At 62.8% G+C, this 17961-nt stretch carries 16 protein-coding genes; 8 read left to right on the top strand and 8 right to left on the bottom strand.

All coding sequences use genetic code 11. The annotated features are described in order from the left end of the window. Positions 1-167 precede the first annotated feature (167 nt). The 3 genes from HX869_RS20435 (at position 168) to HX869_RS20445 (ending at position 4888) form a co-directional block, all read left to right on the top strand. Entirely contained in the window at positions 168-602 is a 435-nt protein-coding gene (locus HX869_RS20435; protein ID WP_102605005.1) for a MarR family winged helix-turn-helix transcriptional regulator, read from the top strand. A 256-nt stretch (positions 603-858) separates the two neighbouring features. Next, positions 859-1335, top strand: coding sequence for a (2Fe-2S)-binding protein (locus tag HX869_RS20440; protein WP_008436149.1), 477 nt, complete (start codon positions 859-861; stop codon positions 1333-1335). Positions 1336-1351: 16 nt separating this feature from the next. After that, positions 1352-4888 (top strand): molybdopterin cofactor-binding domain-containing protein, encoded by a 3537-nt coding sequence (locus HX869_RS20445; RefSeq protein WP_177068077.1) that lies wholly within the window; start codon positions 1352-1354, stop codon positions 4886-4888. Positions 4889-5009: 121 nt separating this feature from the next. Here the strand turns inward: HX869_RS20445 and HX869_RS20450 are convergent, their stop codons facing one another. Further along, positions 5010-5666, bottom strand: coding sequence for a TetR/AcrR family transcriptional regulator (locus tag HX869_RS20450; RefSeq protein ID WP_177081643.1), 657 nt, complete (start codon positions 5664-5666; stop codon positions 5010-5012). A gap of 153 nt (positions 5667-5819) precedes the next feature. On the opposite strand from HX869_RS20450, the gene ggt reads away from it, so the two are divergent. Next, on the top strand, positions 5820-7544 hold the full coding sequence (gene ggt / locus HX869_RS20455) for a gamma-glutamyltransferase (protein ID WP_003215346.1): 1725 nt from the start codon (positions 5820-5822) through the stop codon (positions 7542-7544). Here ggt and HX869_RS20460 read toward each other — a convergent pair. The 4 genes from HX869_RS20460 to HX869_RS20475 all read right to left on the bottom strand — a co-directional run bounded on the left by HX869_RS20460 (position 7541) and on the right by HX869_RS20475 (position 12060). Continuing rightward, positions 7541-9058 (bottom strand): FAD-dependent oxidoreductase, encoded by a 1518-nt coding sequence (locus HX869_RS20460; RefSeq protein WP_178903574.1) that lies wholly within the window; start codon positions 9056-9058, stop codon positions 7541-7543. The two genes, ggt and HX869_RS20460, sit on opposite strands and share 4 nt — an antisense overlap. 141 nt (positions 9059-9199) lie before the next feature. Then, positions 9200-9721, bottom strand: coding sequence for an AAA family ATPase (locus tag HX869_RS20465; RefSeq protein ID WP_177009475.1), 522 nt, complete (start codon positions 9719-9721; stop codon positions 9200-9202). Further along, a complete protein-coding gene (gene pnuC / locus HX869_RS20470) occupies positions 9718-10281 on the bottom strand; it encodes a nicotinamide riboside transporter PnuC (RefSeq protein ID WP_003215352.1) in 564 nt (187 codons plus the stop codon). The genes HX869_RS20465 and pnuC overlap by 4 nt, the downstream gene beginning before the upstream one ends. A gap of 144 nt (positions 10282-10425) precedes the next feature. Further along, positions 10426-12060, bottom strand: coding sequence for a methyl-accepting chemotaxis protein (locus HX869_RS20475; protein ID WP_178903575.1), 1635 nt, complete (start codon positions 12058-12060; stop codon positions 10426-10428). Between the two features lie 229 nt (positions 12061-12289). Here HX869_RS20475 and HX869_RS20480 point away from each other — a divergent pair, with 229 nt between their 5' ends. Continuing rightward, positions 12290-13120: an undecaprenyl-diphosphate phosphatase gene (locus HX869_RS20480; RefSeq protein WP_003215357.1), complete on the top strand. Its 831-nt coding sequence runs from the start codon at positions 12290-12292 to the stop codon at positions 13118-13120. Further along, the gene (locus HX869_RS20485; RefSeq protein ID WP_003215359.1) at positions 13117-13500 is read left to right on the top strand and encodes a DUF1294 domain-containing protein; all 384 of its coding nucleotides are present in this window, start codon (positions 13117-13119) and stop codon (positions 13498-13500) included. Before HX869_RS20480 ends, HX869_RS20485 begins: the two co-directional genes overlap by 4 nt. Here the strand turns inward: HX869_RS20485 and HX869_RS20490 are convergent. Continuing rightward, positions 13483-13845: an MmcQ/YjbR family DNA-binding protein gene (locus HX869_RS20490; protein ID WP_032899493.1), complete on the bottom strand. Its 363-nt coding sequence runs from the start codon at positions 13843-13845 to the stop codon at positions 13483-13485. The genes HX869_RS20485 and HX869_RS20490 overlap by 18 nt on opposite strands. After that, entirely contained in the window at positions 13842-14750 is a 909-nt protein-coding gene (locus HX869_RS20495; protein WP_003215364.1) for a LysR substrate-binding domain-containing protein, read from the bottom strand. Before HX869_RS20495 ends, HX869_RS20490 begins: the two co-directional genes overlap by 4 nt. A 125-nt stretch (positions 14751-14875) precedes the next feature. On the opposite strand from HX869_RS20495, the gene HX869_RS20500 reads away from it, so the two are divergent. Both HX869_RS20500 and HX869_RS20505 read left to right on the top strand, forming a co-directional pair. Further along, positions 14876-15487, top strand: coding sequence for an FMN-dependent NADH-azoreductase (locus HX869_RS20500; protein ID WP_177015418.1), 612 nt, complete (start codon positions 14876-14878; stop codon positions 15485-15487). A gap of 227 nt (positions 15488-15714) precedes the next feature. Continuing rightward, on the top strand, positions 15715-16752 hold the full coding sequence (locus tag HX869_RS20505; RefSeq protein ID WP_008436172.1) for a dienelactone hydrolase: 1038 nt from the start codon (positions 15715-15717) through the stop codon (positions 16750-16752). Here HX869_RS20505 and HX869_RS20510 read toward each other — a convergent pair. Then, on the bottom strand, positions 16746-17930 hold the full coding sequence (locus tag HX869_RS20510) for an MFS transporter (protein ID WP_177081646.1): 1185 nt from the start codon (positions 17928-17930) through the stop codon (positions 16746-16748). The genes HX869_RS20505 and HX869_RS20510 overlap by 7 nt on opposite strands. Positions 17931-17961: the final 31 nt, after the last annotated feature.

The raw sequence follows: 17961 nt of genomic DNA on the forward strand, positions 1-17961 counted from the left end.
TGCGCGCGAATGCGGTACGTCAGTCACACATGCGCCACCTGACACACCGCATTCGCGAGCAAGCCCGCTCCCACATTTCAACCGCGTTCCGGCAATGAGATCCTTGAGTCATTTCCACAACCCCGCCATCATGCCACCCCATCGACCACCGCCTTCCCGAGCCCGCCGTGCCTGATTCCTACGTTTTCTCCGAGCAAGTCGGCCACCTGCTGCGCAAGGCCTACCAGCGTCACCTGGCAATCTTCCAGCAGAACGTCGGCGACTCGCAGCTCACCGCCGTGCAGTTCGTCACTCTGTGCGCCCTGCGCGATCACGGTGCAAGTTCGCTCACCGAACTGGTCAAGGCCACCGCCGTCGACCAGGCGACCATCCGTGGCATCGTCGAACGCCTCAAGGCCCGCGAACTGATCACCCTCGAACCCGACCCGCAGGACAAACGCAAAGTCGTGGTCAACCTATCCGACTCCGGCGCCGCCCTGGTGCAGCAAACCGTGCCCTGCGCCGCCACCATCACCGAACTGACCCTGAGCAACCTCAACCCCGCCGAACGCGTCGCCGTACTCTTCCTGCTACGCAAAATGATCGAAGACCCCCAGGCCTGACCCCAATCCCCTGTGGTGAGGAAGCTTGCTCCCGCTGGACTGCGCAGCAGGCCCATCTTTTGGGGTCGCTTCGCAACCCAGCGGGAGCAAGCTCCCTCGCCACAGCTATTCATCCATCTTCTGGCACCGTTTTTGCTCTACGTTGATGTAGTAACCACTTCACCCGTCAAGTGTGTCGCGAGACCCCAGGTACGCGACGCTTTTTTTTGACTGTTTGATGTAGTGGACACTTCACCAAATCCAACGGGCGAAGCGAATGACCAGCCAGAACATCACGGTAACGCTTGAGGTCAACGGCCACACCAGCGAAGTCAGCGCAATGGCCGACACCCCGCTGTTGTTGATCCTGCGCAATGATCTGCAACTCAACGGCCCCAAATACGGCTGCGGCCTGGGGGAGTGCGGCGCCTGCACGGTGATCATCGACGGCGTGGCTGCACGCTCCTGCGTCTTCCCCCTGTCGGGTGCCGTGGGACGCAACATCGTCACCCTCGAAGGCCTCGGCACCCGCCAGACCCCGCACCCGGTGCAGCAGGCCTTCATCGATGAACAGGCCGCCCAGTGCGGCTACTGCCTCAACGGCATGATCATGACCGCCAAGGCCTTGCTCGACCGCAATCCCAACCCCAGCGAAGCCGAGGTGCGCAGCGAACTGTCTGGCAACCTCTGCCGCTGTGGCACCCATATCGAAATCCTCCGCGCGGTGCTGCGTGCCGCCCGCCAAACGCCTTGAACGTGGATCGATGACCATGACTGACGCAATCCCTTCCCGCGACCAATGGCTGGCCAAGGCCGGCGTCCTGCTGATCGTCGACGATGTGCTGCCACCTTCGGGGCCGGTGGCCAAAGGCGGCACACCGACGGTCAAGCCCAAGGAGCTGGGGCTGTTTATCGCAGTGAACGATGACGGGCTGGTGTACGCCTTCAACGGGCACGTGGACCTGGGCACCGGCATTCGCACCTCCCTGGCGCAGATCGTCGCTGAAGAACTGGACCTGACCATGGACCAGGTGCGCATGGTGCTGGGCGACACCGAGCGTGCGCCGAACCAGGGCGCGACCATTGCCAGCGCAACCTTGCAGATCTCCGCGATTCCGCTGCGCAATGCCGCCGCCGAAGCCCGGCGTTTCCTGCTGGCGCGGGCGGCGCAACGCTGGTCCGTAAATGCTCAAAGTCTCAAGGTCGACGCAGGCGTTATCCGCGGCGAAGACGGGCGCACCATCACTTATGGCGAACTGGTGACGGGCGAGCATGACCAACTGCGCATCAGCGGCGATGCACCGCTCAAGGCCACCGCCGATTACCGCCTGGTGGGCAAGGGCGCAGCCCGGGTGGATATCCCGGGCAAGGCCACCGGCGAACTGACGTACGTGCACGACATGCGCGTGCCGGACATGCTCCACGGTCGGGTGATCCGCCCACCGTATGCGGGCCTGGATTGCGGTGACTTTGTCGGCAACAGCCTGCTGAAGGTCGACGAGTCTTCCATCGCCCATATCCCGGGCATTGTTGCGGTGGTGGTGATCCGTGATTTTGTCGGCGTGGTGGCCTTGCGCGAAGAGCAGGCAATCAAGGCCGCCCAGGAACTGCAGGTGCACTGGAAACCCTGGAACCACCCACTGCCGGACATGAGCGATGTGGAGCAGGCAATCCGCGACAACCCGCGGGTACGCCGCACCGTGCTCGACCAGGGCAACGTCGACGCAGCCCTGGCCGCCGCCAGCCAGCGCATGCCGCGCACCTACCTGTGGCCATACCAGATGCACGGCTCCATCGGCCCGTCCTGTGGCGTGGCGGATTATCAGCCCGGTGGCAGCCGCGTCTGGTCGGGCAGCCAGAACCCGCACCTGCTGCGGGCCGACCTGGCCTGGTTGCTGGAATGCCCGGAAGCGTCCATCGACGTGATTCGCATGGAGGCCGCCGGCTGCTACGGCCGCAACTGCGCCGATGATGTATGCGCCGACGCCTTGCTGCTGTCGCGTGCGGTGGGCAAGCCGGTGCGGGTGCAACTGACCCGCGAACAGGAGCACCTGTGGGAGCCCAAGGGCACCGCGCAATTGATGGATGTCGACGGCGGCCTGAACGCAGACGGCAGCATCGCCGCCTATGACTTTGAAACCAGCTACCCGTCCAACGGCGCGCCCACCCTGGCGCTGCTGTTGACCGGCCGGGTCGAGCCGGTGGCGGCGATGTTCGAGATGGGCGACCGCACCTCGATCCCGCCCTACGACATCGCGAACATGCGCGTCACCATCAACGACATGGCGCCGATCGTTCGCGCCTCGTGGATGCGCGGTGTGTCGGCGTTGCCCAACACCTTCGCCCATGAATCCTATATCGACGAACTGGCGTTTGCCGCCGGGGTCGACCCGGTGGAGTACCGCCTGCGTTACCTGAAGGACGAGCGCGCCATCGACCTGGTGAAATCCACCGCCGAACGCGCCAACTGGGCACCGCGTACCGCGCCGATGCAAACCGCGAATGAGGACCACCTGCTGCGTGGTCGGGGCTTTGCCTACGCGCGCTACATCCACAGCAAGTTTCCCGGCTTCGGCGCGGCGTGGGCGGCGTGGGTCGCGGACGTGGCCATCGACAAGCAGACCGGCGATGTCTCGGTGACGCGCGTGGTGATCGGGCATGACTCGGGGATGATGATCAACCCCGCAGGGGTGCAGCATCAGATCCACGGCAATGTGATCCAGTCCACCAGCCGTGTGCTCAAGGAACGCGTGACCTTTGAAGAGTCGACCGTGGCGAGCAAGGAGTGGGGCGGTTATCCGATCCTGACCTTCCCGGAAGTGCCGCAGATCGACGTACTGATGATGCCGCGCCAGGACCAGCCCCCGATGGGCGCCGGTGAGTCGGCCTCGGTGCCCAGCGCGGCGGCGATTGCCAATGCGATCTATGACGCCACCGGCATCCGTTTTCGCGAGCTGCCGATTACTCCCGAGCGGGTATTGGCGGCGCTAAATGCAGGCACCCTGGGCGAGCCGGCGAAGTCCCCGGAAAAGCGCCGCAAATGGTTGTTCGGCTCATTGTTCGCCGCCTTTGGCGCGGTGCTGGGCATGGCTGCTACCGCGTGGCCGTTTCACAGCGAAATTGCCCCGATTGCACCGCCCAGTGCAGGCACCTGGTCCAAGGCCACCCTGGAGCGCGGGCGCTTGCTGGCTGCCGTGGGGGATTGCGCGGTGTGCCACACGGCACCGGGCGGTGCCCCCAATGCCGGCGGGCTGGCGATGCATACGCCGTTCGGCACCCTTTACAGCAGCAACATCACCCCGGATGAGAAAACCGGGATTGGCAACTGGTCCTACCCGGCGTTCGAGCGGGCGATGCGCGACGGCATTGGCCGCGACGGGCGCAACCTGTACCCGGCGTTTCCCTATACGGCGTTTCGCAATATCAACGATGCCGACATGCAGGCACTGTATGCCTACCTGATGTCCCAGGCGCCGGTGAGCCAGGCACCGGTGCCGAATGCGATGAAGTTTCCGTTCAATATCCGGCCGTTGATGGCCGGCTGGAATGCGCTGTTCCTGCGCCGCGGAGAAATCAGCGTGCAGCCACAGCGCAGCGAGCAATGGAATCGTGGCGCTTACCTGGTCAACGGTTTGGGGCACTGCGCGGCGTGCCATTCGCCGCGCAACCTGATGGGGGCGGAGAAGGGCGGCAAGGCGTTCCTCGCGGGCGGCAGGGTGGACGGTTGGGAAGCGCCGGCCTTGAATGGCTTGTCCAAGGCGCCGACGCCGTGGACCGAAGACCAATTGTTCAGCTACCTGAGCACTGGTTATTCCGATGCCCATGGCGTGGCAACTGGGCCGATGGGACCGGTCGTGACTGAACTGGCGAAACTGCCCAAGACCGACATCCGCGCGATGGCGGTGTACCTGGCTTCGCTGAACGACAGCGGCGCCGCCGAAGCGCAGGTGGTGGCAGCTGCGACGGTGCCCAATGCCAATGGGCGACGGGTATTCGAAGGTTCATGCAAGGCCTGCCATGCCGACGGGCAGGGCCCGAAGCTGTTCGGCGTCAGCCCATCACTGGCGACCAATACCAATGTGCACAGCGATCAACCGGACAACCTGATCAAGGTGATTTTGCAAGGGATCAGCACTCCGGCGACCAAGGATCTGGGTTACATGCCGGCGTTCAAGGACAGTTTGTCGAACACCCAAGTGGCGGAGTTGGCCGCCTACCTGCGCGGGCGCTTCGCACCCCATGCACCGCAGTGGGAAGGCCTGGAGCAAACCGTGGCACACCTGCGAGCCAATCCCGGTACCCATTGATTCACACGGTCAAAAAATGTGGGAGCGGGCTTGCTCGCGAAAGCGGTTCGTCAGTCGCCAAATATATTGACTGATACACCGCATTCGCGAGCAAGCCCGCTCCCACATTTAGATCCAGGTTCTACCGTTGGATGGGCGGTGTCACGCATACCCCGCGCAACACCAGATCACTGATAAACCCCAGCCAATCCCGCTGCTGGGTCTTATCCGCCAAATCCTCCCCCAAAAACGAACTCAGCGTGTGCTGGTTGGAGTTATAGAAGTAGCACAACGAAGCAATCATCAAGTACACATGCTTGATGTCCACATCTTCACGAAACAGCCCCTGGGCCTGGCCCGCTTCAATGATCGGCCGCAACACCCCAACTGCCTCCCCGGACAACCGCCGCAGTTCACCCGACTGCTTCGCATGCTTGCCCTGGTGCAGGTTCTCGATGCTCAGGATCGCCACAAACTCGGGATGCTTGACGTAGTAATTCCAGATAAACCCCACCAGCGTCTGCAACGCTTGCACCGGTGCAGTCAGGTCGAGCTTGAGCTTGCTTTCGGCCTTGTTGAACTGTTCATAGGTGTGCTCCAGCACACACACAAACAGGTGCTCCTTGCTGCCGAAGTAGTAATACAACATGCGGTCGTTGGAGTCGGCCTCGCGGGAAATGCTTTCCACACGCCCGCCGGAATAGCCGTCGCGGGTGAAGACCTTGACCGCCGCCTGGAGAATCCGCGCGCGGGTCTGGTCGGCTTGCTGGGCGCGGATACCGGTCTTCTTGATCACCATCGAAAAGCCTCTGCTGCGCGGCGTAAAGGCCCGGAATATAGCATGGGCATTATTCCGTTACCGACAGGCTCTGTCACAAACGCGGCATAACGCTGGGGCTTGGATCGGAAAAGTATTACTTTCGAGTTCTTCTAATAAACAGAGTAGCCAGGGATGAAATACCAACCGTTTACCCGAACTTTGATTGCCACCGCGCTGGTGCTGACTGTCAGCGGCGTGCAGGCGGCTTCCCAGGCCCCGGTGGCTGGCGAAAATGGCATGGTGGTCACCGCCCAGCATCTGGCGACCCATGTGGGCGTGGATGTGCTCAAGGCCGGTGGCAATGCCGTGGATGCGGCGGTGGCGGTGGGCTACGCCCTGGCCGTGGTGTACCCGGCGGCCGGCAACCTGGGCGGCGGTGGGTTCATGACCGTGCAACTGGCCGACGGCCGCAAGACCTTCCTCGACTTCCGCGAAAAAGCCCCGCTGGCCGCGACCGCCGACATGTACCTGGACAAGGACGGCAACGTGGTCCCGGACCTCAGCTCCAAGGGCCACCTGGCGGTCGGCGTTCCCGGCACTGTGTCGGGCATGGAACTGGCGCTGAGCAAATACGGCACCCTCAAGCGCGCCCAGGTCATCGCCCCGGCGATCAAGCTGGCCGAAGACGGTTTTGCCCTGGAGCAGGGCGATGTCGACCTGCTGCACACCGCTACTGACGAATTCAAGAAAGACAAAGACCTGCGCGGCATCTTCCTGCACGGAGGCGAGCCGATGCTGGTGGGCCAGAAGCTGGTGCAGAAAGACCTGGCGAAAACCCTGCGGGAAATCTCCGCCAAGGGCACCGATGGCTTCTACAAAGGCTGGGTAGCCAAGGCGATTGTGGATTCCAGCCAATCAGGCAAAGGCATCATCACCCAGGCCGACCTGGACAAATACAAGACCCGCGAACTGGCGCCCATCGAGTGTGACTACCGTGGCTACCACGTGGTGTCCGCGCCACCACCGAGCTCGGGCGGGGTGGTCATCTGCGAAATCATGAACATCCTCGAAGGCTACCCGATGGCCGATCTCGGCTATCACTCGGCCCAGGGCCTGCACTACCAGATCGAAGCGATGCGCCACGCGTACGTCGACCGCAACAGCTACCTCGGCGACCCGGACTTCGTGCAGAACCCGGTCGAGCACCTGCTGGACAAGGATTACGCCGCCAAACTGCGCGCCGCCATCGACCCGCAGAAAGCCGGGATTTCCCAGGACATCAAGCCGGGCGTTTCGCCCCACGAAGGCAATAACACCACCCACTACTCCATCGTCGACAAGTGGGGCAACGCGGTCTCGGTGACCTACACCCTCAACGACTGGTTCGGCGCGGGCGTGATGGCGAGCAAGACCGGGGTGATCCTCAACGACGAAATGGACGACTTCACCTCCAAGATCGGCGTGCCGAACATGTACGGCCTGGTGCAGGGCGAAGCCAACGCCATTGCACCGGGCAAGACGCCGCTGTCGTCCATGAGCCCGACCATCGTCACCAAGGATGGCAAGGCGGTGATGGTGGTGGGTACGCCGGGTGGCAGCCGTATCATCACGGCCACCTTGCTGACCATCCTCAATGTGATCGACTACAAGATGAACATCCAGGAAGCCGTGGACGCCCCGCGTTTCCACCAGCAATGGCTGCCTGAGGCGACCAATATCGAACGCTTTGCCCTGAGCCCCGACACCCAGAAAATCCTCGAAGGCTGGGGCCACAAGTTTGCCGGCCCGCAGGACGCCAACCACCTGGCGGCGATCCTGGTAGGCGCGCCGTCCCTGGACGGCAAGCCGGTCGGCAATAACCGTTTCTATGGGGCCAACGACCCTCGGCGCAATACCGGGTTGTCGCTGGGCTACTAAAGCCCGCGGATCAGCTCCAGCACCTCGGCCTTCTTCAGCGGGTGCTTCAGGCGTTGCGAGAGCAGCGCCATGGCCCGCTGATGTTCACAGGCAACTACCGCTTCCACTTCGTCGCCCTGGCAGAGCAGGGCGATGAAGTCGTGGCGCTGCAGGTCGCCTTCCACGTGGAGCTGATTCCAGTGGCGGGGGTGGCCCAGCAGTTCAAAGGTCTTGCCGAAGTGATACGTCCAGAAGAACGGCACATCGGCAAACACCTGTTGTGCGCCCAGCATATTGCGCGCCGCCAGCACCCCGAGTTGCTGCGCCACACGCCAGTGTTCGATGCGCACGGGTTGGCCGTTCCATGGAAAGGTCACCATATCGCCCGCCGCCCATAGTTCGGGCGCGACAGACAAACCGGCATCGGCTTTCAGCGACTGGTCCTCGGCTTTTTCCAGCCCCTCGACAAACCCCGTGGCAGGCGTGACGCCGACGCCTATCAGTACCAGGTCTGCGGCCAATCTGTGGCCGTTTTTCAGCACCACCGTCGTCACGTCCATGTGGCCTTCCAGGCGTGCAGGCTCGCTGGCGGTGTGGAATATCACGCCGTTGGCTTCATGCAATTGGCGCAGTGAGGCACCGATGCGCTTGCCCAGTTGGGCCGCCAGCGGAATCTCGTGACGGCCCACCACCTGCACCGTCAACCCGCGCTTGCGTAAGGCGGACGCGGCTTCCAGGCCGATAAAACTGTCGCCGATGATCACTGCACATGTGCCCGGTTGAGCCGCCTTGACGATACGCGCCGCATCGTCCCGGGAGCGCAACACGAACACGTTGTTGAGTACGGTGCCCGGAACATCCAGCGGCCTGGCTTCGCCGCCGGTGGCCAGCAGTGCGGCGTCGTAGTCGAAGTGGCGACCGTCCGCAAGCTCGAGGCGCTTGGCTTGAGGGTCGAGGTGGCGCACTTCGCCGTGGATCCGCGACGCGTGGCAGGTGGCCTCGTCCAGCAAGGGCGGTGTTTCCTGCGGCGGCATCTCGCCGCAGATGACGAATTTGCTCAGGGCGGTGCGGTCGTAGGCGGGGTCCTGTTCCTGGTCGATCCACAACAACCGGCCGCTGAAACCCTTGCGGCGCAGCGTGGCCACGGCCGCCGAACCGGCTGCACCGGCGCCAATCACGATAAAGCAGCGCGAATCGTTGGTGTGCGGGGCAACGGGCGAGGGCAGTGCCTCGTCGCCCACACTGACCACGCCGTCGTGAATCTCCACCGGGTACTGCTTGAGCTGCACCAGCGCGGGCGGCTCGCAGACCTGGCCGTCATCCACCCGGAAGGCCGCCTTGTGCCACGGGCAAATGATCCTCCCGTCACAGACCACGCCTTGCTCCAGGGGCGCCCCGGCGTGGGGGCAATCCGCCTGATAGGCACGAACCTCGCTACCCGAACGCACCAGCAGGATGTGATGGGCAGCGGTTTCAACACGAACGCCACGGTCTTCGGGCAAGTTGATCAAGCGGGCAACGATGCGCATGTTCATAGGCCAATCTCCTTTTAAGGATTGACCTGTGCCCCAGGTAGAGGACTGCGTTGACCCGATAACCGGTCTTCAGCCCTGCGCGCCAGAGCGTTGAAAGTGGGTCGTGCCTAACGAGCGGTGCATGAAAACCGTCCCCGCCGGTCAATCCAGCAGTTGTTCCACAGCTGAAAAGGCCTGGTCCTGGCGTGCTTGCCAATCCCCACGGATGACCCGTAGCGGTAGATGATGTTGCTCCAGCCAGTCACGACTGGCCTGAAAAAACGCCAGGCGATCGGCAAACTCCGGCTGGCAGCGCTGGCCATCGGCGGTCCACTCCACGTCTTCCGGCGACAGCAGCAGGTGCAGGTCGTAGTGGCGGGCGAGCAGTTCGCTGTCGAGCCACGCCGGGTAGTCGCCAAACAGGGTCTGGCTCCACAGCTTGTTGGTCAGCAGGTTGGTGTCGAGGATCAGCAACGCCGGCTGCGCGGCGCGGGCGGCATCTTCCCAGGCCAACTGGCCCCGGGCGATCTCCGGGATATCCGCCAGGGTGGTATCGCGCTGGTGGTGGTCGATGAAATAACGCACGTATTCGCCCACCATTACCCCGCCAAAATGTGCCTGCAACTGGGCGGCCAGCCAGCTTTTACCGCTGGATTCCGGGCCGGCCAGTACCACCACCTTCATGCGTGCAACGCCGGGTCGGCGCGCCATTCACGCCAGCCCTGCACGGCGATCACGGTGAACAAGGCGTAGAGCGCGGCGGTGAGGTACAGGCCTTTGTAGAGGAACAGCCCGACGAAGATCACATCCACGGTGATCCACAACGGCCAGCACTGCACGCGTTTTTGCGCCATCCACATCTGCGCCACCAGGCTGAAGCCGGTCAGGGCCGCGTCCAGCCAGGGTTGGGCGGCGTCGGTCCAGTGGGCCATGGCTGCGCCCAGCAACAGGCTGCCCACAGCACCCACAGCCAGGCCTTGCAGGATCGGTTGCAGGCCCAGGCTGGTGACTTGCCGGCCTTGCTTGACCTCACCGGCGCGGGTCCACTGCCACCAGCCGTAGAGTTGCAGGGCGGCGTAGATCACTTGCAGGAGCATGTCGGAGTAGAGCTTCACATCGAAGAAGATCCAGGTGTACAGCAGCACCATCACCAGGCCGATGGGCCAGCACCACGGGTTCTGTTTAACCGTCAACCAGACAGCGATCACCCCCAGGGCGGCGGCAAACAGTTCAAGCCCGGACATGGCGGTTCCTTGGGGGAGTCGAAGAGGGCGCTGATTGTAACCAATGTGGGAGCGGGCTTGCTCGCGAATGCGGTGAGTCAGCCAACAAATTTGGCACAGATACACCGCATTCGCGAGCAAGCCCGCTCCCACATTTGAGCGGCGTCAGACCTTGAACTGGCGCAGAAGGCTGTCGAGTTGTTCGCTCAGGCCTTTCAAGTGCGCACTCGCGACGCTGGACTGCTGCGCCGCCAGCGCGGTGCTGTGGGACAAGCCGGCTGCCTGGGTGACGTTCTGGTTGATGTCTTCCACCACATGCGCCTGCTGCAACGTGGCACTGGCAATCGAGGCGTTCAGCCCGTTGAGATTACGCAGCGCCTGGCCGATGGCAGTCAGGCTCGCTCCCGCCTGGCCTGCTTGTTCGATGGTCAGTTGCGAGGCCTGGTGGCTGTCGCTGATGACCTTGACCGCTGCCTCCGAATGGCCTTGCAGGCGCTCGATCATCGCCTGGATCTCTGCCGTGGATTTTTGCGTGCGCTGGGCCAGCAGCCGTACTTCGTCGGCCACCACTGCAAAACCACGGCCTTGCTCCCCGGCGCGGGCCGCTTCGATGGCGGCGTTGAGGGCCAGCAAGTTGGTCTGGTCGGCAATCGAGCGGATCACTTCCAGCACGCCGCCAATCTGCGTGCTTTCAGTCGACAGCGTACGGATCACCTCCACGGCCTGGCTGATGGTGCCGGAGAGCTGGTCGATCCGTTGCAGGCTGCCATCGATATTGAGCTGGCCCTGTTCGGCCTGCACCTGGGCATCGCGCATTTCGCTGGCAGCATGCTCGGCATTCCTGGCCACGTCCTGTACGCCATAGGTGACTTCATTGATCGCCGTCGCCACCAGTTCCATCTGCTGCGATTGCTGCTGGCTGCGGTCATGGGCATCGCTGGCGTTGCTGCCCAGCTCGGTGGACGACTGGCCCAAGGCGTTGGCGCAGGTCTGCAACTGGCCCACTACCTGCCGCAGCTTGGCGGTAAAGCTGTTGAAGTGCCGCGACAATTGAGTGACTTCATCCTGGCCATGGGTGTCGAGGGTGCGGGTCAGGTCGCTTTCGCCACTGGCGATATTGGCCATCGCATTCACTGCCTGCTGCAACGGGCGCACGATGCTGCGGGCGATCAGCACCACCAGCAGGGCCATGATCAGCGCGATCACCAGGCCAACCACCGAGGCTTTCCACACCTGGCCGCGGAACTCGCCTTGCACGTCATCGACATACACGCCGGAACCGATGATCCAGCCCCAGGGTTCGAACAGCTGGATATAGGAGGTCTTGGCCACCGGCGCATCGGCGCCGGGTTTGGGCCAGCGGTAATTCACCATCCCGGCGCCCTTGGCCTTGGCCAGGATCACGAACTCGTTGAACACCGCAAAGCCGTCCGGATCGCGGATGGCCGACAGGTTCTGGCCGTCGAGCTTGGGGTTGGCCGCGTGCATGATCATCACGGGCGTGAGATCGTTGATCCAGAAGTAGTCGTCCTTTCCGTAGCGCAAGCCACGTACCGCGCTCAAGGCTTGCTTCTGCGCCGCTTCACGGCTCAGGACGCCGCTGGTTTCGAGGCTGTGATAATAAGTCAGGATCCCGCTGGCGGTTTGCACCACGCGCTGGGTCTGCTCACTCTTGGCCTGGTACAGGTCGCCATGAATCTGCTTGAGCATAAGCAGGCCGAGGGTTAGCAGCATCAGCACGGCGACGATCAGGATCAGCCAGAGGCGCCGGCTGATAGACATATTGCGCAAACTGTTCATGGTCCTGTCACTCCGTGTTCTTATAATTTTGGGTGCTGCATCGACATTTCCGGCTTGTCTGATAGGCTTTCGGCCCAGAATCAAAAAACCTGAGTCCTGCCTGATTTTTCACGGAATTTTCGCAGTTCGGCCTTGATTATTTGCGCTGTGCTTGCAGCGCACTCTTCGTTAGTGAACGTCTAAAAAATATCAACGAGGCATGCCGTGGGCATGACCTTTGGGGGAATCGATGGATCTTTGGACCGCCGTACAGGCACTGATACTCGGCGTTGTAGAGGGGCTGACGGAGTTTTTGCCGATCTCCAGTACCGGGCACCAGATTATCGTGGCCGACTTGATCAACTTCGGTGGCGAACGCTTTGAAGCGTTCAATATCATCATCCAGCTGGGCGCGATCCTGGCGGTGGTGTGGGAGTTTCGACGCAAGATCCTCGACGTGGTCATTGGCTTGCCGACCCAGCGCAATGCCCAGCGTTTCACCGTCAACCTGATCATTGCCGTATTGCCGGCGGTGGTGCTGGGGGTGATTTTCGCCGACCTGATCAAACACTACCTGTTCAACCCGATCACCGTTGCGGCGGCGTTGGTGGTGGGCGGCGTCATCATGTTGTGGGCCGAGCGCCGCCAGCATGAAGTGCACGCCGAAACCGTCGACGACATCACCTGGAAGGACGCGATCAAAGTCGGCTTCGCCCAGTGCCTGGCCATGATCCCGGGCACCTCGCGCTCGGGCGCTACCATCATTGGCGGTCTGTTGTTCGGCCTGTCACGCAAGACCGCCACCGAGTTCTCGTTCTTCCTGGCGATGCCGACCATGGTCGGCGCAGCGGTGTATTCGGGCTACAAGTACCGTCACCTGTTCCAGCCGGATGACCTGCCGGTGTTTGCCATCGGCTTTGTCACCTCGTTCATCTTCGCGATGATCGCGGTCAAGGCGCTGCTCAAGTTCATCGCCAGCCACAGCTACGCGGCGTTCGCCTGGTACCGGATCGCCTTCGGCCTGGTGATCCTGGCCACCTGGCAGTTCGGCTGGATCGACTGGTCGGCCGTCAAGCCATGATCATCCAGCATCCGCGCTTCAAGGCGTTGGTGTTTGCACTGTTGTGCGCCGCGCCGCTGTTTGGTGCGGCGCTGCTGGGGTACCGCGGGGTTTCGCTGATCCCGCTGGTGGCCTATGGCGTGGTCAGCGTGGTGGCGTTCCTGCTGTACTGGAGCGACAAGCGCAAGGCTCGCGAAGACAGCTGGCGCACCCCGGAAAACGTCCTGCACGCGGTGGAGCTGGCAGGCGGTTGGCCGGGGGCGTTGATTGCCCAGCAGGTGTTCCGCCACAAGACGCGCAAGGTGTCTTATCAGGTGGTGTTCTGGCTGATCGTGTTGCTGCACCAGGTGTTCTGGATTGATCAGCTGTTCCTGGGTGGCACGCTACTCTCGATCTTCTAGCAACAAGCCGACCTGCGTGCGCTTGGGCAGCTTGCTCACCACCAACTGGTGGGAACGCTGCAACAGGCCACGCAGTTCCTCGGCGCCCAGCGGGTAGGGCGTTTCCATGATGATCCACTGCGCCCGCGCCAGGTACGGCGCCGGGTGGATGCCGGGGCGATCCACATGGCCCAGGAACAGCTCCTTGTCGACCTTGAAGGCCAGCGAGTCGCCCCGCAGGTTCTGCAAGGCAAACATCTTGTTGCCGGCAATCGAAAACACCCGTACGCCGCCCCATTTGTAATCTTCCCGCGCGCCGGGCAAGCCCAGGCAAAACGTGGCGACTTGTTCTTCGGTCATTCTCATAGCAAACGGTCTCCGCAACCTTTGAAGGCGTTATCCAGGTGGTCGATCCAGGCCCGCACGGCCGGCAACACACCGCGCCGATGTGGGTACACCGCCTGCAACCAGCCACCCGGCAATGACCATTGCGGCAAGAGCTGCACCAATTGGCCGTTGGCCAATTCCTCCTCGCAATACATCATCGGCAGCACGGTAAACCCCAGGCCGGCGAGGGCGCAGGCCTTGCGTACCAGGAAATCATCGATCCCCAGCCGCGCTTCCATCACCAGGTCGTGGCTGCTGCCCTCCGGGCTGAGCATGCGGAAGTGCACCATGCGGTCTGCTTCCAGGGCGCCCAGCACCGGCAGTTGCTTGAGGTCTTCCAGGGTGTCGATCTGCCGCTCACGCACAAAGTCGGGGCTGGCGACAATCGCGGTCTGGGCCTGGCGCAGGCGCTTGGTCACCAGCAGCGGGTCTTCATCCCCAAGCTCGCGCACGCGCAAGGCCACATCAATGCCTTCGGCCACCAGGTCGACGCGGCGGTTGACCAGGTTCATCTCCAACTGCACCAGCGGGTTGGCGGTGAGAAACTCCGCCACCACGGTCTGCAGGAATTGGTGAGCCAGGCCCACGGGGCTGCTGACCCGCAGCCGACCGCGGGGTTCGCTGGACATGCTGGCCACTGCCTCATCGGCCATTTCCGCCTCCAGCAGCATTGCCTGGCAGTGGCGCAGGTAGCGTTCACCCACGGCGGTGAGGGTCAGTTGGCGGGTGGTACGTTGCAGCAAGCGGGCGCCGAGGCGTTCTTCCAGCTCGGCAATGCGCCGCGACAGCCGCGACTTGGGAATCCCCAGCAGTCGCCCGGCAGCGGCGAAACCGCCGGCTTCCACCACCTTGGCGAAGTAGTAGAGGTCATTCAGATCTTGCATGGTGGGCCTATTGTCCTGTCAGTGGGACGAATAATCGCATATTGCCTGACTAATCGCTGATTGGTTTCATCTGTAGGCTTATTTTCATTCCGTCGCCCTTGGCGATGCTTACTTGGAGATTAACCATGAAACTGTTGCATATCGATTCCAGCATCCTCGGCGACAACTCGGTTTCCCGTCAGTTGAGCGCAGGTGTCGTCAAGACCTGGCAGGCGGCCGAGCCAGGCGTTGAAGTGACCTACCGTGACCTGGCCAGCGAAGGCATCAACCACTTTTCCGGCGTGACCCTGGGTGCACTGGGCACCGCTGCCGAGCTGCGTGATGCCGTACAGAAACATGAAGCCGAGCTGAGCGCCAACACCCTCGCCGAATTCCTCGCGGCCGACGCCATCGTCCTGGCTGCGCCGATGTACAACTTCACCATCCCGACCCAACTCAAGGCCTGGATCGACCGTATCGCCGTCGCCGGCCAGACATTCCGCTACACCGAAAACGGTCCTGAAGGCCTGGCCGGTGGCAAGAAAGTCATCATCGTGTCGACCTCCGGCGGCCTGCACGTTGGCCAGCCTACCGGTGTGGCTCACGAAGACTACCTGAAAGTACTGCTGGGCTTCCTCGGCATCACCGACATCGAAATCGTCCGCGCCCACGGCCTGGGCTATGGCGATGAAGTGCGCAGCAAGGCGATCAGCGACGCCAACGCAGTGATCAGCGAACAATTGTTCGCTGCAGCGTAAGACTTGTGTAAATTTTGCTGTTCCTCGATATCAATCTGATTCGAGGCGCCTAAACTCTGTATTCTGCTCGCCTGAAAAGCGATCGGAGTACGGAGTTTTTTCGTTTACCCGCTGTCACTACTTTGGCCCAGGTTATGCACGCATGGGTAAACCCTGCCAGTCCGAGCGCCTGAACCATGGATACTTCAACAGCTACGCGGGCTTACGCAACAAAGGTGGACATCCCCATGATGCGTCTTTGTGCAGTCTTGGTTCTCTCCCTGCTCGGCGGCCTGATTTCAGTGCAAGCCGCGCCCGCGCCGCACCCCCATTGGAGTGTGGGCTTCCACCGCATGACTTTTCTCGACCCGCTGGATCTGCAGCCGATGAAAGCCGTCGCGTTCTACCCGTCCACCGGCCTGGAACACACCACCCAGGTGGGCGCTTATCACATCGCCGCCACTGAAGACTCGAAAATCGCCATCGGCCGCTTTCCAATGCTGATGCTGTCCCACGGCAATACCGGCACGCCCCTGGCCCTGCACGACCTCGCCACCTCCCTGGCGCGCAAGGGGTTTGTGGTGGTGGCGGTGCTGCACCCTGGCGACAACTACAAGGATCACAGCCGGCTGGGCACCTTGAGCAACCTGTACGGGCGCCCGATCCAGATTTCCGAAGCGATCACCGCCACCCTCGGCGACCCGATGCTGTCGCCATTCGTCAACGTCGACCAGGTAGGCGTCATCGGTTATTCGGCCGGTGGCGAAACCGCGCTGATCCTCGCTGGCGCCAAGCCGGACCTCGACCGCCTGCGCCGCTACTGCCAGCAACGCCCGGAAGATCGCGACGCCTGCACCACCAAGGGCGAGTTGATCGTCGACCGCGACGACCTGCAACCGCAGGCCGACCCGCGCATCCATGCCTTGATGTTGATGGCGCCGTTGAGCCTGATGTTTGGCCGCCACACCCTGGCGGACGTGCATGTACCGGTGCTGCTCTACAGCGGCGACGGCGACAAGCTGGTGGCCGTGGACAAGAACGCCGAGGCCCTGGCGCGCAAACTGCCGGAGCCGCCGGACTTCAAGCTGCTGGCCGGGGCAGGGCACTTTGTGTTCATGGCGCCTTGCGACGAGAGCCAACTGGCCGCGATGCCCGCCATGTGCACCGATGCCGACGGGGTTGACCGTGAAAGCATCCACCGCGACCTGATTTCCGAGGCCGGGCGGTTCTTTAATCACACCCTCGGGCAATCCACCCGGGCGGGCTTGCAGACGGCTGATCAGTAAGCGCGGCGCTTGAGCAGCAACGTCAGGCCCAGGCCGGTGACCGAGAGCAGGGCGGCGCAGAAGAAGATCCACGAGTAGCCCAGGTTCAGCGCCACCGCACCCATCACCGGCCCGGCAATGGCCAGCGCCAGGTCAAAAAACACCGCATATGCACTCAACCCGGCGCCCCGGCTGCTGTTGGGCACCTGCTTGATCGCCTCCACGCCCAGCGCCGGGTACACCAGCGACAAACCAAAGCCGGTCAGCCCGGCGCCGATCAAGGCCACGCCGGTGGACGGTGCCAGCCACAGCAGCGTCAGGCCCAGGGTTTCGATGGTCATGCAGGCAATCGCCGCGGTGAAGCCGCCGAAGCGGTTGATGGCAGAGATAAACACCAGCCGTGACAGGATGAAACACACGCCAAATACCGTCAGGCACCAGGCTGCGCCCGTCCAGCCACGGCTCAAGTAGTAGAGGGTGATAAACGTGGTGAGGGTGCCGTAGCCAATCGATGCCAGACACAGGCTGGCGCCGAACGGCGCGATACGCCCGAATACCGCCCAGAAGGGCAGCCGCTCGCCGCGCACCACGGGCACCGAAGGTTTGTTGCGAATCAGCAGCAGGCCCAGGGCGGAAAGTGCCGTGAGGGCGATTCCGAGGCTGGTGTAGCCGTAGTCGGCAACCATCACCACCCCAAGCGGTGCACCAATGGCAATCGCGCCGTAGGAGGCGATGCCGTTCCACGAGATCGATCGTGCCGTATGTTCGGCACCGACCGCGCCCATGCACCAACTGATGGTGCCGACGCCGATCAGGCCCTGCGCGACGCCGAGTAACAGCCGGCCGACAATCAATATGCCGAGGCTCAGCAACGGAAGGCTTTGCACCAGCGTGGCGATGAACGTCAGCACCCCGCTCAGCAGAATCCCGCTCAGGCCCAGCACGATAGCGCGCTTGGTGCCGACGTTGTCCGACATGCGCCCCGCCATGGGGCGGCTGAGCAGCGTGGCCAGGTATTGCGAGCCGATGGTTATCCCGGCGACCACCGCGCTGAAACCAAGCTCACCGTGGACATAGCCGGGGATGACGGCAATCGGCAGGCCGATACAGATAAACGCGATAAACGTGTAGAAAACGATGGAGACGATCTGCAGGGTGATCGACAAGGAGCTGGGGGCGGCGGGCTGTGTGGCAGGCATGGGGACTCGTTCGCGGGCGGGCGGTGAGGGC

Source organism: Pseudomonas sp. P7779 (genome assembly GCF_013386315.1).
In the GTDB taxonomy this organism is placed as follows: domain Bacteria; phylum Pseudomonadota; class Gammaproteobacteria; order Pseudomonadales; family Pseudomonadaceae; genus Aquipseudomonas.